The organism is Pseudomonas sp. R15(2017), assembly GCF_002112685.1.
In the GTDB taxonomy this organism is placed as follows: Bacteria; Pseudomonadota; Gammaproteobacteria; order Pseudomonadales; family Pseudomonadaceae; genus Aquipseudomonas; species Aquipseudomonas glycinae.
The window spans coordinates 328,189-344,124 of the sequence record NZ_NEII01000008.1; the positions used below are offsets into that span (position 1 = coordinate 328,189).

The window sequence follows — 15,936 nt, forward strand, 5'->3', positions numbered from 1 at the left end:
TCATGCATGGAGCGTGTCTATGAACAAACAACAAGGTTTCACTCTGATCGAGCTGCTGATCGTCGTTGCGATCATCGGTATTTTGGCCACTGTGGCGCTGCCCCAGTATTCCAAGTATCAGGCGCGGTCGAAGGTGACGGCGGGGTTGGCCGAGATCAGTGCGATGAAGGTGCCGTTCGAGGACACCATCAACCAAGGTACCGCTCCGGATATAACCAATGTGAATGGCGGTACAGCCGCCACCTCCAACTGTACGTTGACGGTTACAGGCACCGCGGCGACTGGCGCTGGCACCATTACATGTACGCTGGTTAATGCACCAGGTCCGGTGCTGGGTAAAACCATTACGCTCACCCGCTCTGGCGCGGCCACCGGTGCCACGTCGGGTGTCTGGACATGTGCTTCTACGGTCAACAATGAATACGCGCCGAGAGGTTGCCCTGGCAGCGGCGCTTGATTCTCAAGCGATACAGCAAGAGATGCCCTGCTTTGCGGGGCATTTTTTATGGCGCGAGACTTCACAAAAGCTTCAATAATTTCAGGGTGTTAGGAACTTTCCGAAAAGCCGCAACTTGCATGTAAATATTGGCCATGTCATGCAAATTGCATGATTCCGGAAATTTCTGTTTTGGTTAACTTGTTGAATTTAAAGGATATTTTTAATTCGAAAAAGTTGGCACAGTGTTCGCAATTACCTCGGTAACCCTGCTGACAAGACAACCAGCAGACTTTCCAGAAAAACAGGAGTTACTCGTATGAAGAAGTTCGCTATCACTGCCGCTGCTGCTACCGCGCTGACCCTGACCATGGCCTCCGGTGCATTTGCTCAATCGACTCAGACCACTCAGGCGCCAATGACCCTGGCTGCCGGTGAAGTCACCAAGGCTAAAGAAGCTACTTCCGATACCTGGATCACTACCAAAGTCAAAAGCGACCTGGTAACCGAAAAAGGCATTCCTGGTACCGACATCAAAGTCGAAACCAACAAAGGTGTGGTTTCCCTGTCCTCTGACGTAGCGATCACCGAGGCTCAGAAAACCACCGCCGTGAACATCACCAAGAAAATCAAAGGCGTGAAAGCGGTCTCCGCTGACGGCCTGAAAGCCGAGTAAGGCAAGACTTCTCGCCTGGACCGGGAGAAGACGCGACAGGCGGGCCGAGCAATACGTCTGCCGCACTTTAGAGTTCATGCGAACGGCCACACGGATTGTGGCCATTACAGGCCCCGGCACATGTGTCGGGGCCTGTTCTATTTCAGAGGAGGAAAAAGCGCGGAGGTCAGTTGCCGCGTTTGCTGTTGATCTGCTTCAGGCGATTGCCTTCAAAGCGCAGGTATTGATACATGCCGTTGCTCGGGCCGTAGGTCCATTCCTCGACCTGAAACTCTTCGCGACGGTTGGCGCTGCGTTTGTAACCGAGCAGATCGCGACTGACCGGCTCGCCGCATTTTTGCAGCACCTCGCTGGCACGGTCGCCTAGGCTCACCAACTGGCTGCCGCAACGCAGGGTATCGGACGCTGCAGCCTGGCTGGCGATCAACGTCAGCCCCAGTGCAGCCAGCCATTTGCAGTTCATCACTCGGCATCCAGATGCATTTGCGTCACCACGCGGCCATCGCTCTCCGCTTCGCCGAGATTGGCGTCGATGAAGTACACGCGATCGTCGGCCAATTGGCCCTTGTCCACCAGGTAGTCCTTGATGCTGCTGGCACGGTCCTGACCGAGCTGGCGCAGCAGCACATCGCTGGAACTCCAGAACTTGATCACGTCGGCGCGCATTTTCGCGGTGCGCTCTTCCTTGCCCAGATCCTTCCATTCGGCCGGTGGCTGGGTTTTCAGGCGAGTGCGATAGATGCCCTCAAGCAGCGGGCCTTTTTCGTTTTCCGGTACCTGGATCAGCGAAGCCTGAGCCGGCACCTTGTCGCCGCGGCGCTGGAGCATCTTGTAGTAGTTGTACTGGTATTCACGTTCCAGGCGCTGTTCGGCGAGCAACGGGCCATCACTGCTTTTTGCCGCCGTGCCTTCGATTTCCAGGCGCAGGGCGGGACGCTCCTTCAGCGCTTGTGACAGTTTCACCAGCGCCGCTTCGGCATCTTTGGTCAGGTCGCTGGAACCCGGTGCGAAGGACACGGTGCCGAGGTCTTCCGAGCCGCCACCGCTGACAAGACCACCAATCAGCTTGAACGGTGCGGCGGCGGCCTTGACGATCAGGTTGCGCAGGGTCTGCCAGACAATCGGCATGACGCTGAATTGCGGATTGTTCAGGTCACCGGTGACCGGCAGCTCGATGGAGATCTTGCCATCGACGTCCTTGAGCAGGGCGATCGCCAGTTTCAGCGGCAGGCTCACGGCATCCGGGCTGTCGACTTTCTCACCCAGTTGCAGCTGCTCGACCACCACTTTGTTCTCGGCCTTGAGCTGGCCTTTGGTGATCAGGTAATGCAGGTCGAGGTTGAGCCGGCCCTTGCGGATCCGGTAGCCGGCGAACTTGCCGGAGTAGGGCGTCAGGGTGGTCAGCTCTACCCGTTTGAAGCTGGTAGCAATATCGAGGCTGGCCATCGGGTCGAACGGGTTGACCGCGCCCTTGATGGTCACTGGCGCATAGCGGTCGACCTTGCCCTTGATGTCGACACTGGCCGGTTTCGCCTGACGGCTGTCGATGGTACCGATCTGGCCGTTGAGCTGCTGAACGGCGGTGGCGAAGTTCGGGGTCAGGCTGAAGTCGGCGAAGTTGGCCGAGCCGTCGTTGATCGCGATGCCACCGATGTGAATGCCCAGCGGTTTGTCATTGCTCGCCGGTTTCGCCGCGGCGGTCTTCGCCCCGGAATCGGCCGGCTGCGGGATCAGCAGGTCGTCGATGTTGGTGGTGCGGTCATCGTTGATCATGAACCGTGCATACGGCTGGAACAGGTTGACCCTGTCGATCGACAGGCTGTCGCCGTGCTGATAGTTCAGGCCTTCGACCACCACTTGCTGCCACTTGAGGAAGTCGCGGGTTTTCAGGGTGTCGAGGGTGTGCAACTGATCGATCTGAGCACGACCGGTGACGCTGAGGGCCAGCGGGTCAGTGCTTTTCAGGTTCACTTTGAGGTCGCTGCCGAGCATGCCGCTGCGCAGCTCGAGGCGAATGAACGGGTTGATGTAGGACTGTGCGACCCGCAGGTCGATGTCCTGGGTTTTCACGTTGAGTTGTGCGGTGACCGGGGCCAGGTTGACCACGCCATCGGCGCTGATCTTGCCTTGCTTGCCCAGCCCGGTGTCGAGCCTGAGGTTGAAGGGCGAGCCGTTGAGGCTGTCGAAATTCTGCAGATCGACGTTCAGCGGCGTGACATCCAGCGTGACTTCCGGCTTCGCCGAGCGGTCGGCCAGATGCACTTTGTAGTCACGCAGTTGCACGTCCTTGACCAGCACTTGCCACGGCTTGCTCGGCGCGGTCGGCTCGGGTTTCGGCGAGTCGGCGGCCGCCGGGGTGCTTTTCGGCTCCGCTGCAGCTTTGGCAGCGGGTTTCGATGGCTGGCTGGCGAACAGTTTTTGCCAGTCCAGTTGGCCGTCCGCTTCCAGCGCCGCCCAGGTTTCCAGTTTCTGACTGCGGATCTTGCCGACCACCACTTGCTGCTTGGCCAGGTCCACCGTGGTGTCGCTGACGTCGAGACGTTCGAGTTTCGCCAGCGGGCGTCCGTCCGGTGCCTTGATGGCGAACGGCGCGATATTGACCGCCACATTGCTCAGCAGCAGTTCGGTTTCCTTGGACAGGTTGAGCTTGTAGTCGGTGCTCAGGCTGACGACCCCGTTTTCCAGCACCAGTGGCACGGCATCACGCACGTAGGGCCAGAAGGCTTTCATCTGGCCGTCGGTGATCTTGAGCGTGCCTTCGGAAGCGATCGGGATCAGGCTGAAGTTGCCTTTCCAGTCGATCTGCCCACCGGCCGGGCCTATCGCGACGAGGGTCATGTCGGCGTTGTCTTCGGGCAGGGTGCTGAGGTTTTTCAGCTCGAAGTCGAGCTTGTCGTAGAGAAATTCGATCGGCTCGCTGGGCCGCGCATCCACAAAATGCAAGTTGCCGCCAGCCAGCTGGATGCGGTCGATGCGCAGCGGAAACGGTTTGGCGTCGGGATCGGCCGGGGTGGGCTCGCTGGCCGGGAGCTTGAACAAACCGAGCAGGTTGAGCTGACCGTCTTTGGCGAACAGGATCTCGGTCCTGGATTTTTCCAGTTCGATGTCGGACAGATGCAGGGCTTTGGTCCACAGGCTGTCGAGTTGCAGGTTGGCGTACAACCGTTCGAAGCCTACCTGTTCCTTGCCCGGCTCACCGATCACCAGGCCCCACAGCGTGAGTTCAAGGCTGAACGGGTTGAGTTCGATGCGCTGCAGATGCGCCGGCACCGTGGCGTAGTTGGCCAGTTGCTGATTCACCACCCTGAGCGCAATGCCCGGCAGAATCAGAAACCCCAGCAGGCTGTAGAGGGCCAGAGCAGTCAACAGGGCGCCAATCGCGCGAATCAATCCTTTGGGCATGTGCGGCTTCATCTGTCTGAATCGGAGTGCCTTGGAGTATGGCACGCGATTCCGGTTCCGAAGCAAATGCCGGTGCTCAGGATTGTTCAGATTTTTCCGTGGGAAATTTCCTGCATTGCTTTTAAAGCTGGAGGATCAGGGTCTTCAGCGGTGGCTGCTGATCCAGCGACGGGAAGTCCCGACCCGGGGTCATCACGCTCCATTCTCGCACCGGTCGCCCGGCTTTTTCGGCGCAGCGCAGCACCTGCTCGCGCCAGTCGTCCATGCTGACTTTCGCCAGATTGTTGCAGCAAATCAGCACGCCATTCTCGGCGGTGGTCAGCAGGGCAGGCTTGAGCAGGCTTTGATAATCACGCAGCAGGTCAACGGTGCCGAAGGCGCTCTTGGCCCATGCGGGTGGGTCGAGCAGCACCAGATCGTACTGGCGCTGTTCGAGGCGCTGATAGCTCGGCAATTTCTGCCCGCGACGCTGGCTGATCGGCAGGCCGGCCAGTTGGCGGATCGCCGGGAAATAGTCGGACTGGATGAACTCCATGGTCGGCAGTTGCGGATTGAGCTGACCGTTCTCGCGCCCCACCGCCAGATTGCCCTCGGCGAAATCCAGGTTGCACACCTCGCGCGCACCGCCGGCCGCTGCGCTGAGACCGACCCCACAGGTATAAGCGAACAGATTGAGCACACTTTTACCCTTGGCGTGATCCTTGACCCAGCCGCGGGTGTTGCGCAGGTCGAGGAACAGCAGCGGATCCTGCCCGGCGTGACGTCCGCGCACGCGATAGTTCAGGCCCCATTCGTGGCCGACCAGATCGGCCAGCGCGGCGTCGTCGGCGCGGTAGACGCTGTCTTCACGGTCGATTCGCGAGTTGCCACGGGAGCGGTCGTTGTAGACCAGCAGGGTTTCCAGACCAAGAGTCTGGTTGACCATGGTGTGCAGTTGCAGCAGGTCTTCACGCGCCAGGGTCTGGTGGAAGCTTTGCACCATCAGTTGCGGGCCGTAGCGGTCGATGGTCAGGCCGCCGGCACCTTCCTGGCTGCCGTGGAACAGCCGATAGCAGTCGGTGCCCTGACTGTGCAGCTCGGCGAGCAGATCCTGGCGTTGATCGAGGGCGGCGCGCAGCGCCAGGTTCAAGGAAGACATGCGGGCGCCTTGCTGGAGGGAATCGGGGCGCGGGAGTTTAGCAGCAACTTGGCGGCAAGCGGCGAGCTTCAAACTTGAGGCTCGCCGCTTGCCGCTGCTCCTATTGGTTCAAGCGTTTATCGATCAAGCCCTGTACCACGCTCGGATCCGCCAGGGTTGAGGTGTCGCCGAGGCTGTCGAGCTCGTTGCAGGCGATCTTGCGCAGGATCCGCCGCATGATCTTGCCCGAGCGGGTCTTCGGCAGTGCCGGGGCCCACTGAATCAGGTCCGGTTTGGCGAAGCTGCCGATTTCCTTGCTGACGTGGGCCAGCAATTCTTTCTTCAGTTCATCGTTGGGCTCGGTGCCGTTCATCGGTGTGACGAACGCATAAATCCCCTGACCTTTGACGTCATGGGGATAACCGACCACGGCGGCCTCGGCGATGCTGTCGTGCAGCACCAGCGCGCTCTCCACCTCGGCGGTGCCGATGCGATGGCCGGAGACATTGATCACGTCATCGATGCGCCCGGTGATCCAGTAATCGCCGTCCTCGTCCCTGCGGGCGCCGTCGCCGGTGAAGTAGTAACCGGGGTAGGGCTTGAAGTAGGTGTCGACCATGCGCTGCGGATCGCCGTAGACGCTGCGGATCTGCGCCGGCCAGCTCGACTTGATCGCCAGCACGCCACTGCCGGCGCCCTTGATTTCCTTGCCGTGCTCATCGAGCAGCACCGGTTGTACGCCGAACATCGGTTGGGTGGCGCAGCCCGGTTTGATTCGCTGGGCGCTGACCAGCGGGCTGAGCATGATGCCGCCGGTTTCGGTCTGCCACCACGTATCGACAATCGGGCAACGCTGTTCGCCTACGACGTTGAAATACCATTCCCACGCTTCCGGGTTGATCGGCTCACCGACACTGCCGAGCAATCTGAGGCTTTGCCGCGACGTTTCCTGCAACGGCCCGGCGCCTTCACGCATCAACGCGCGCAGGGCAGTGGGGGCGGTGTAGAAGATGTTGACCTTGTGTTTGTCGATCACCTGCCAGAACCGCGAAGTGCTCGGGTAGCTCGGCACGCCTTCGAAGATCAGGGTGGTCGCGCCGTTGGCCAGTGGGCCGTAGACGATATAGCTGTGGCCGGTGACCCAGCCGACGTCGGCGGTGCACCAGAACACTTCGCCATCGCGGTAGTCGAGGACGTACTTGAAGGTCATCGCCGCTTGCAGCAGGTAACCGCCGGTGGTGTGCAGCACGCCCTTGGGTTTGCCGGTGCTGCCGGAGGTGTAGAGGATGAACAGCGGGTCTTCGGCGTCCATCGGTTCCGGCGGGCAATCGTTACTGACGTCGCGCACGGCCTGGTGATACCAGAGGTCGCGGCCTTCGACCCAGTCGACTTTGTTGTGGGTGCGCTCGACCACCACGACGGTGCTGACATTCGGGCAACTCTGCAGAGCCTTGTCGACGTTCTGTTTCAGCGGCACGAATTTGCCACCGCGCACGCCCTCGTCGGCGGTGATCACAGTGCGGCAGTCGGCGTCGAGAATGCGGTCGCGCAATGAGTCCGGGGAGAACCCGCCAAACACCACCGAATGAATCGCGCCGATCCGCGCGCAGGCGAGCATCGCGTAGGCGGCTTCGGGGATCATCGGCATGTAGATGCAAACCCGGTCGCCTTTCTTTACGCCACGGCTTTTCAGCACGTTGGCCAGGCGGCAGACGTGGTGATGGAGTTTGCTGTAGGTGATTTGTGTCGATTCGGCGGGGTCGTCGCCTTCCCAGAGGATGGCGGTCTGATCGCCACGCTTTTCCAGATGACGGTCAATGCAGTTGTAGCTGACGTTCAGCTTGCCACCGGCGAACCAGGCGGCTTCGCCGGTCTTCAGGTCATAGCGCTGGACGGTCTGCCACGGTGTGCTCCAGTCGAGGAAGCGGGTGGCCTGTTCGGCCCAGAAGGTGCTGGGGTGTTCAATGGATTCGCGGTACAGGCGCTGGTAGTCGTCCTGACTCAACTGTGCAGCCCGGCGGACGGCATCGGCTTTGGGGAACGTGCTGATATCGAACATGACGGTTCCTTATTCTTGTTGTGCGACAAGGATAAAGATGCGCCGAGAGCGTGGAGGGTTCAATACCTGTAAACAAACACCCCCTCATGGCGAGGGGGTGTATTCAAGGCTGGATCAGCCGCGGTGACGGCCGCGGAAGTAGTTGATCAGGCCCTGGGTGGACGCGTCTTCAGCGGCGGTTTCTTCGCTGCCGACCAGACGGTTGTAGACGCCCTTGCCCAGTTCCTTGCCCAGTTCCACGCCCCACTGGTCGAAGGCGTTGATGCCCCAGACCACGCTTTGCACGAAGACTTTGTGTTCGTACATCGCCACCAATGCACCGAGACGACGCGGGCTGATGCGTTCTACCACCAGGGTGTTGCTCGGACGGTTGCCCGGAATCACCTTGTGCGGTGCGAGTTTCTGCACCTGGTCTTCGCTCATGCCCTTGTCGCGCAGTTCGGTTTCGGCTTCCGGCAGGGTCTTGCCGAGCATCAGCGCCTGGCTCTGCGACAGGCAGTTGGCGTACAGCCACTGATGGTGGTCGGAGACCGGGTTGAAGCTGACGATCGGCACGATGAAGTCCGCCGGGATCAGTTGGGTGCCCTGGTGCAGCAGCTGGTGATAAGCGTGCTGACCGTTGCAACCGACGCCGCCCCAGATCACCGGACCGGTATCGGTCGACACCGCGGTGCCGTCCTGACGTACGCTCTTGCCGTTGGATTCCATGTCCAGCTGTTGCAAGTGCTTGGTGATGTTACGCAGGTAGTGGTCGTACGGCAGGATCGCGTGGCTTTGCGCGCCCCAGAAGTTGCCGTACCACACACCGAGCAGGGCCAGCAGCACCGGCATGTTCTGTTCGAATGGCGCGCTCTGGAAATGCTGGTCCATGGTGTAGGCACCGGACAGCAGTTCCTTGAAGTTGGACATGCCGATGGCCAGCGCGATCGGCAGACCGATGGCCGACCACAGCGAGTAACGACCGCCGACCCAGTCCCACATCGGGAAGATGTTCTCTTCACGGATACCGAAGGCCACGGCTGCCGCGTTGTTGCTCGATACGGCGATGAAGTGGCGATACAGCTCGGCTTCCGAACCGCCCTGAGCCAGGTACCAGGCACGTGCGGCCTGGGCATTTTTCAGGGTTTCGAGGGTGTTGAACGATTTCGACGAAACGATGAACAGCGTGGTCTCGGCGCGCAGTTTTTGCGTCAGCTCGTGGAACTCGCTGCCGTCGATGTTCGCCAGGTAATGGCAGCGCACGCCTTTCTGGGCGTAGGACAGCAGGGCTTCGGAGACCAGCTCGGGGCCGAGGAACGAGCCACCGATGCCGATGTTCACCACGTCAGTGATCGGCTTCTCGGTGTAACCGCGCCACAGACCGTCGTGGATGCGGCCCACGAGATCGGTGATCTGGTTCAGCACCTTGTGTACTTCAGGCATCACGTTGACGCCGTTGACCGACAGCTTGTCGCCGACCGGGCGACGCAGGGCGGTGTGCAGCGCCGGGCGGCCTTCGGAAGAGTTGACGATTTCGCCATCGAACAGCGCCTTGATCGCGCCTTTGAGATCGACTTCATTGGCCAGACCCACCAGCAGGTTGCGGGTCTCGGCGTTGATCAGATTCTTCGAATAGTCGAGAAACAGTCCGCAGCTGCTGAGAGTGAACTGATTGAAGCGCTGCGGATCGGCGTTGAAGGCTTCGCGCATGCTGAAATCCTGCATGGCTTGGCGGTGATCTTTCAACGCTTGCCAGGCAGGCAGAGCGGTAACGTCATGAGGAGTGCGGTAGTACGCCATCGCTGCGGTTTTCCTTTTTACTTGAACGGCCTTTTGAACACTGAAAAGACCTCCCCGCCATGTTTGGGCGAGGGGGCAACTGCGTCGACACGATTACTTTGGCGCAGGGCGAATACAGTAAACCCAGCGCCGCGATCTGTCTTGGCTTTGTCTGACCTGTTTTCGGTACTTTTTTAACATTGATAACAGACGGGGCCGACAAACGGCGGGTAATGCGAGCAGTCCCTGCTATTGGTGTCGAGTCGAACGGCGGGAGTTTGCCCGATGGGCAGGTGCTCAGCAATACGGTCTGGAAGTGCGTGCAAACGCTGTGGGAGCGGGGGGCTCCCACAGCGTTTGCCGGTGTTCAGGCGGGGGTATCGAGATTCAAGTGCAGGTTGTCGATCAACCGGGTGGTGCCGAGGAAGGCTGCGACCAGAATCACCAGATCACGATCCTCTGCGGTCGCCGGACGCAGGGTCAGGGCGTGGCGGATTTCCAGATAATCCGGACGCAGGCCGGCAGCTTCCAGTTGCTGGCGTTGCGCCTGGATCAGGGCAGGGAAGTCGCGCTCGCCCTGCTTGATCGACTCGGCAATGCTGCTCAGGGTGCGATAGACCACTGGCGCCACGGCGCGCTGTTCTTCACTGAGGAAACCGTTGCGCGAGGACAGCGCCAGACCGTCGGCTGCGCGTACGGTCGGCTCGCCGATGATCTGGATCGGCATGTTCAGGTCGTGTACCAGCGCGCGGATTACCGCCAATTGCTGGAAGTCTTTCTGGCCGAAGATCGCCAGGTCCGGCTGGACCATGTTGAACAGTTTGCTGACCACCGTCGCCACACCTTCGAAGTGCCCCGGACGGCTGGCGCCGCACAGACCTTCGGACAGTTGCGGCACGCTGACCCGGGTCTGCCCGGCCATGCCGTCGGGATACATTTCTTCGACAGTCGGGGCGAACAGCAGATCGCATCCGGCTTCCAGCAGTTTTTCCTGATCTGCCGCCAGGGTACGCGGGTATTTGTCGAGGTCTTCGCCGGCGCCGAACTGCAGCGGGTTGACGAAAATGCTCGCGACCACAAAGTCCACGCGCTGAGTGGCTTTGGTGATCAGGGCAATGTGGCCGCTGTGCAGGTTGCCCATGGTCGGCACGAAGCCGATGCGCTTGCCTTCACTGCGGGCGCGCGCCACGGCGGCGCGCAGTTCACGTACGGTTTTGACGGTGTTCATGCAGAGAATCCGTGTTCGATCCCAGGGAAAGTGGTGGCTTTGACTTCACTGACGTAAGCCTTCAGCGCGGACTGGATGCTGTCCTGACCCTGCATGAAGTTCTTCACGAATTTTGGCACGCGGCCGCTGATCGACAGGCCGAGCATGTCGTGCAGTACCAGCACCTGGCCGTCGGTGTCGCTGCCGGCGCCAATGCCGATCACCGGAATCTTCACCGCCTGGGTGATTTCAGCCGCCAGTTCGCTCGGCACGCATTCAAGCAGCAGCATGGCCGCGCCGGCCTGCTCCAGGGAGATCGCGTCGGCGCGCATCTGGCGTGCCTGGTTCTCGTTGCGACCCTGCACTTTATAGCCACCGAGAATGTTCACGGCTTGCGGGGTCAGGCCCATGTGAGCGCAGACCGGCACACCGCGTTCGGCCAGCAGGCGGATCGAGTCCGCCAGCCACAAGGCGCCTTCGACCTTGACCATGTGCGCGCCGGCCTGCATCAGCAGGGCGCTGTTGGTCATGGTTTGCTCGAGGGTGGCGTTGGCCATGAACGGCAGGTCAGCCAGGATCAGGGCATCAGAGTTGCCGCGTTTGACGCTGGCAACGTGGTAGGCCATTTCTGCGGTGGTCACCGGCAGGGTGCTGTCGTGACCCTGCAGGACCATGCCGAGGGAGTCGCCCACCAGCAGCACTTCGACACCGGCCTCGTTGCAGGCGTGGGCGAAGGTCGCGTCATAGCAGGTCAGCATGGTGATCTTTTCACCTTTCTGCTTGAGGCTCTGGAGCGTGGTCAGGGTGATGGCTGGCATGTAAGAAATCCTCGTTCAGGCGCTCTGGAAACTACTGCGAGTAACGCGCGTGATTCGTCATCTATTCAGGCGCACGCTCTTTTGTCGTGCTTATAAGGCCTGGATTGCGCCCTTGTATGCCGGGTTGGCGGCAGCGGGACGCCTATAGTCGTGATGAGGCCTCAGGAAGTCAATTGCATGTGTTACCGCATTGTTACGAGGGGAGTGTTACCGGCGTTACTGATGCGATTCAGCGGGCCGGCGGGCCTGATCTGCGGGGTTTTGTCCTACAAAGCCCGGGATTTGGACAGGTCGATGTGGGAGCGGGCTTGCTCGCGAAGGCGTCGTGCCAGTCAGCATCTTATTGAGCTGATACACCGCATTCGCGAGCAAGCCCGCTCCCACAGGGGATAGATCTCAGGGGTGGGTAAGGCGTTCGAGGCCGACGAACGGGCAGGCTGCGAGAAGATCTGAAAGGGTGCGGCCATCGGCCAGATGCAGATCCTCGGGCGCCAGTTCGGCCAAAGGATAGAGAACGAATGCGCGCTCCTGCATGTGGTAATGCGGGACTTTGAGTCGCGGCTCGTCGATCAGTCGATCACCGAACAGCAGAATGTCCAGATCCAGCGTGCGCGGGCCCCAGCGCTCCAGGCGTTCGCGGCCCTGATCGTTTTCGATTGCCTGCAAGGCATCAAGCAGATCCAGCGGGGCGAGCGCGCTGTCGAGCGCGGCAACCGCGTTGGTGTAACGCGGTTGGCCCGGCAGCAGTGAGTCGCTTTGGTAGAAGGCAGACACACCGACCAGTTCGGTGTCGGGCAATTGCCCCAGCGCGTCGACCGCGCTGCGCAGTTGTTCGGCCGGGTCAGCCAGGTTGCTGCCCATGCCGATGTAGATGCGTTCCATGCCTTATTCGCCCGTGGCGCTCGGTGCGCCGGCGCGCTTGCGCTTGGAACCGCTGCTGCGGCGACGCTTGCGCGGTGCGCCACTGGCGTCATCACCCTTGCCGCTCAGGTCGCGGATCATGTCGCGACGTTCGCTGTCGTTGGCGTCCTGATAATCGGTCCACCACTCGCCCAGGCCATCGGTCTGCTCGCCAGCGCTTTCTCGCAGCAGCAGGAAATCGTAGCCGGCGCGGAAGCGCGGATTGTCCAGCAGCAGGTCGGCGCGTTTGCCGCTGCGGCGTGGCAGGCGTTCCTGCATGTCCCAGATCTCGCGGATCGGCATGGTGAAGCGTTTTGGAATCGCGATGCGCTGGCACTGTTCGGCGATCAGTTCGTGAGCGCCTTCCTGCATCGCCGGGATCGGCGGCATGCCGCGCTCTTGCAGACGCAACACGCGGGCCGGCAGGGCAGGCCACAGCAGCGCGGCGAACAGGAACGCCGGGGTCACCGGTTTGTTCTGCTTGATCCGCAGGTCGGTGTTGGTCAGGGCTTCGCTGATCAGCGTGTGGGTGTATTCCGGGTTGTGTTCCAGCGCATCGGCACTGGCCGGGAACAGCGGCGCGAACAGTTGCAGGTCGACCAGCATCTCGAAGGTGATGGCGCCATGACCGGAGAGGAACAGCTTGAGCACTTCCTCGAACAGGCGGGCCGACGGGATCTCGCGCAGCATCGGCGCCAGTTCGCGGATCGGCTGGACGGTGTGCTTCTCGATACCGAAATTGAGCTTGGCGGCGAAACGCACGGCCCGCAGCATCCGCACCGGGTCTTCCTGGTAACGCTGCTTCGGGTCGCCGATCAGACGGATCAGGTGATTGCGGATGTCGTGCACGCCGTTGGCGTAATCGAGGATGCGTTCGCTGACCGGATCGTAATACAGCGCGTTGATGGTGAAGTCGCGGCGTTGCGCGTCTTCTTCCAGGGTGCCGTAGACGTTGTCACGCAGAATGCGCCCGCTCTCGTTGCGCGAAGACTGGTTGCTGTCTTCGTCGTCTTCGTTTTGCGGGTGATTGGCGCGGAAGGTCGCGACTTCGATGATTTCGCGACCGAAATGGATGTGTACCAGCTTGAAGCGGCGGCCGATGATCCGCGCATTGCGGAATTCGGCACGAACCTGCTCGGGGGTGGCGCTGGTGGCGACGTCGAAGTCTTTGGGCGTGATGCCCAGCAGCATGTCTCGCACGCAACCGCCAACCAGGTAGGCCTGGTAGCCGGCGCCCTGCAGACGTTCGACGATGTTGACCGCGTAACGGCTGAATTGCGCCTTCTGCAGCGAATGTTGGCCGCTGTTGAGGACTTCAGGCGTGCTACGGATGTGTTGCGTACGACGCAGGGGAGTTCGGAATGACTGGAACAGCTTCTTCAGCATGGGATGCACTGTTTGAAGGAATGTTCGGCCATACCAGAGAATGACCGCATGATGGGCCGGGATTCTAGCATTTAGTCGAGGGATGGTGTAGGACGCTGCCGTTTTGCGCTGCAAGCCGCAGGCTAGAGGGGGTGGGGATGCGTCAGAAGGGGGAATTTGCCGGGAAGAAGAAACTACAAGGGGAGCCGAAGCTCCCCAAGAAGTAGTTGCGTGCTCTTTTTATTATTGATTCGGGCTTCTTGTTTTTGTTGAGTGCCCTCGCCATGAAGCTTTTCCTTCATGACCCTCCCAATCGGGAGCCAAGAGCAAACGGATTGCTTTGGTCGCTGTGTTGCAGTGATCTTGCGATCCAACCAGTACAGGCTCTGTCTTAAGACAGTTTTTGTTGTTCTCGGCCTGGTCGTGGGGCTAGCCCCAAATACAACGCCTCTCCAAAAGAATCAGTTAGCTGCGCCTCTCGCCGTCTTGTTTTTATTGTGCGTGAGTCGATTCGTCTTATTTTTATTGTCTTGTGCATTGCTTGTTATTGTTCTTGTACCAAACATATAGCAGGTGCCGTGCCAACTTTTGCGAACCCCAATAAAACAAGGGGTTAGGTCGATATAACCGTTTTCGCAGGGCGAAAAAAAGCCGGGGTTTCGTTACCGATAACCCCGGCTTCTGTTACGTGAAAAGACTGAGGTAACAGTTTTTTCACCTCTTCAACGGTAACCCGCACACTCGACAGGTAACGTTCAGCTCTCGCTGGCGACCCCGGTCTTGCGCCGCGGAATGCCCAGACGCTGACGACGCTCCCACAGGCATTTGCGGCTGACGCCCAGTTTGCGCGCCAGTTCGGTCTCGGTCATGTGGTCCTGATGCTCGAGCACGAAATGCTGGAAGTAGTCTTCCAGTGACAGGTCTTCGGTCGGCTCGTGGCTGCTGTTGCTGGCGTTACCGGCCGGTTGCGCCGGCAGGCCGATGAATTCGTCGTCCTCCAGATCGCCCAGCTCGATGTCGATGCCCAGCAGGTCGGCAGAGATTTCCGGGCTTTCGCTCAGAATCACCGCGCGCTCGACGGCGTTTTCCAGCTCCCGCACGTTACCCGGCCAGGAATAGTGCCGGATCGCCTGTTCGGCATCGGCGGCAAATTTCAGGTCGGTGCGGTTGATGCGTGCGCTCTGACGAGCGAGGAACGCATTGGCGATTTCGTTGACGTCGGCGCCGCGTTCGCGCAGGGCCGGCAGTTTCAACGCGATCACGTGCAGGCGGTAGTACAAGTCTTCACGGAACTGGCCGATTTTCGCCAGGCTCTTGAGGTCGCGGTGGGTCGCCGCGATCAGGCGAACATCGACCTTTTGCGACTGGACCGAGCCCACCCGGCGAATTTCGCCTTCCTGCAACACGCGCAGCAGGCGAGCCTGGGCTTCCAGCGGCAACTCGCCGATTTCGTCGAGGAACAGCGTGCCGCCGTCCGCTGCTTCCACCAGACCGGCGCGACCGGCGCTGGCACCGGTGAACGCACCTTTCTCGTGACCGAACAGTTCGGACTCGATCAGGCTTTCCGGAATGGCGGCGCAGTTCACCGAGATCATCGGCGCCTTGGCGCGTTTCGACAGGTTGTGCAGGGCACGGGCCACCAGCTCTTTACCGGTACCGGACTCACCCTGGATCAATACGTTGGAATCGGTCGGCGCGACCTTACGGATCTTGCCGTAAAGATCCTGCATCGGCGGACACGAGCCGATGATGCCGATCTCGCCATTGCTGTTGTCGATGGCGGATTTGCCGCTGCCATTGGCCGATTTGGCAGGAGCTGCTTCACCGGCGGCCGGGGCCGACTGACGATCGCGCAGTATCCGCGCGACAGCCTGAAGCATTTCATCGTGGTCGAAAGGCTTGGCGATGTAATCCACCGCGCCCATCTTCATCGAGTCGACCGCCGAGCGCAGGCTGGCGTAGCTGGTCATGATCAGCACCGGCGTGCCCTGGCCGAGCTTGATCAGCTCGGTGCCCGGAGCACCCGGCAGACGCAGGTCGCTGACGATCAGATCGAATGTGGGAATACTGAAGCGTTCTTGTGCTTCCTGCACTGAACCGGCTTCGCTGACCTGGTACTGGTTGCGTTCCAGCAGGCGGCGCAAGGCGGAGCGGATAATGGTTTCGTCTTCGACGATCAAAATGTGCGGCATTGATTC

Annotated in this window: 12 protein-coding genes; 2 read left to right on the forward strand and 10 right to left on the reverse strand. The window is 60.5% G+C overall.

Annotated features, from left to right (window positions below; all coding sequences use genetic code 11):
* The first annotated feature begins 19 nt into the window (after positions 1-19).
* On the forward strand, positions 20-457 hold the full coding sequence (locus tag CAF77_RS18450; RefSeq protein WP_064382076.1) for a pilin: 438 nt from the start codon (positions 20-22) through the stop codon (positions 455-457).
* A 298-nt stretch (positions 458-755) separates the two neighbouring features.
* Positions 756-1,112, forward strand: a complete 357-nt coding sequence (locus CAF77_RS18455) for a BON domain-containing protein (RefSeq protein ID WP_011335977.1) — start codon at positions 756-758, stop codon at positions 1,110-1,112.
* A 166-nt stretch (positions 1,113-1,278) separates the two neighbouring features.
* Here CAF77_RS18455 and CAF77_RS18460 read toward each other — a convergent pair whose 3' ends face one another.
* The 10 genes from CAF77_RS18460 to CAF77_RS18505 all read right to left on the reverse strand — a co-directional run bounded on the left by CAF77_RS18460 (position 1,279) and on the right by CAF77_RS18505 (position 15,930).
* The gene (locus tag CAF77_RS18460; RefSeq protein WP_085655060.1) at positions 1,279-1,575 is read right to left on the reverse strand and encodes a DUF2845 domain-containing protein; all 297 of its coding nucleotides are present in this window, start codon (positions 1,573-1,575) and stop codon (positions 1,279-1,281) included.
* Entirely contained in the window at positions 1,575-4,526 is a 2,952-nt protein-coding gene (locus tag CAF77_RS18465; protein WP_085655062.1) for a DUF748 domain-containing protein, read from the reverse strand. Before CAF77_RS18465 ends, CAF77_RS18460 begins: the two co-directional genes overlap by 1 nt.
* A 109-nt stretch (positions 4,527-4,635) precedes the next feature.
* Positions 4,636-5,652: a class I SAM-dependent rRNA methyltransferase gene (locus CAF77_RS18470; RefSeq protein ID WP_064382073.1), complete on the reverse strand. Its 1,017-nt coding sequence runs from the start codon at positions 5,650-5,652 to the stop codon at positions 4,636-4,638.
* A gap of 100 nt (positions 5,653-5,752) precedes the next feature.
* Positions 5,753-7,690, reverse strand: coding sequence for an acetate--CoA ligase (gene acs / locus CAF77_RS18475; RefSeq protein ID WP_085655065.1), 1,938 nt, complete (start codon positions 7,688-7,690; stop codon positions 5,753-5,755).
* 114 nt (positions 7,691-7,804) lie between these two features.
* On the reverse strand, positions 7,805-9,469 hold the full coding sequence (gene pgi, locus CAF77_RS18480; protein ID WP_064382071.1) for a glucose-6-phosphate isomerase: 1,665 nt from the start codon (positions 9,467-9,469) through the stop codon (positions 7,805-7,807).
* A 346-nt stretch (positions 9,470-9,815) separates the two neighbouring features.
* Positions 9,816-10,676: a pantoate--beta-alanine ligase gene (panC, locus tag CAF77_RS18485; RefSeq protein ID WP_007959604.1), complete on the reverse strand. Its 861-nt coding sequence runs from the start codon at positions 10,674-10,676 to the stop codon at positions 9,816-9,818.
* On the reverse strand, positions 10,673-11,473 hold the full coding sequence (panB, locus tag CAF77_RS18490; RefSeq protein ID WP_011335970.1) for a 3-methyl-2-oxobutanoate hydroxymethyltransferase: 801 nt from the start codon (positions 11,471-11,473) through the stop codon (positions 10,673-10,675). Before panB ends, panC begins: the two co-directional genes overlap by 4 nt.
* 396 nt (positions 11,474-11,869) lie before the next feature.
* Entirely contained in the window at positions 11,870-12,355 is a 486-nt protein-coding gene (gene folK / locus CAF77_RS18495) for a 2-amino-4-hydroxy-6-hydroxymethyldihydropteridine diphosphokinase (protein ID WP_085655067.1), read from the reverse strand.
* A gap of 3 nt (positions 12,356-12,358) precedes the next feature.
* A complete protein-coding gene (locus tag CAF77_RS18500) occupies positions 12,359-13,759 on the reverse strand; it encodes a polynucleotide adenylyltransferase PcnB (protein ID WP_007959609.1) in 1,401 nt (466 codons plus the stop codon).
* A gap of 734 nt (positions 13,760-14,493) precedes the next feature.
* Complete coding sequence (locus tag CAF77_RS18505; protein ID WP_011335968.1) at positions 14,494-15,930, reverse strand: sigma-54 dependent transcriptional regulator; 1,437 nt, start codon at positions 15,928-15,930, stop codon at positions 14,494-14,496.
* Positions 15,931-15,936: the final 6 nt, after the last annotated feature.

Coding starts and splice junctions, on each gene's coding strand:
- CAF77_RS18450 (WP_064382076.1), top strand. CDS start 20: ATGAACAAACAACAAGGTTTCACTCTGATCGAGCTGCTGATCGTCGTT.
- CAF77_RS18455 (WP_011335977.1), top strand. CDS start 756: ATGAAGAAGTTCGCTATCACTGCCGCTGCTGCTACCGCGCTGACCCTG.
- CAF77_RS18460 (WP_085655060.1), bottom strand. CDS start 1,575: ATGAACTGCAAATGGCTGGCTGCACTGGGGCTGACGTTGATCGCCAGC.
- CAF77_RS18465 (WP_085655062.1), bottom strand. CDS start 4,526: ATGAAGCCGCACATGCCCAAAGGATTGATTCGCGCGATTGGCGCCCTG.
- CAF77_RS18470 (WP_064382073.1), bottom strand. CDS start 5,652: ATGTCTTCCTTGAACCTGGCGCTGCGCGCCGCCCTCGATCAACGCCAG.
- acs (WP_085655065.1), bottom strand. CDS start 7,690: ATGTTCGATATCAGCACGTTCCCCAAAGCCGATGCCGTCCGCCGGGCT.
- pgi (WP_064382071.1), bottom strand. CDS start 9,469: ATGGCGTACTACCGCACTCCTCATGACGTTACCGCTCTGCCTGCCTGG.
- panC (WP_007959604.1), bottom strand. CDS start 10,676: ATGAACACCGTCAAAACCGTACGTGAACTGCGCGCCGCCGTGGCGCGC.
- panB (WP_011335970.1), bottom strand. CDS start 11,473: ATGCCAGCCATCACCCTGACCACGCTCCAGAGCCTCAAGCAGAAAGGT.
- folK (WP_085655067.1), bottom strand. CDS start 12,355: ATGGAACGCATCTACATCGGCATGGGCAGCAACCTGGCTGACCCGGCC.
- CAF77_RS18500 (WP_007959609.1), bottom strand. CDS start 13,759: ATGCTGAAGAAGCTGTTCCAGTCATTCCGAACTCCCCTGCGTCGTACG.
- CAF77_RS18505 (WP_011335968.1), bottom strand. CDS start 15,930: ATGCCGCACATTTTGATCGTCGAAGACGAAACCATTATCCGCTCCGCC.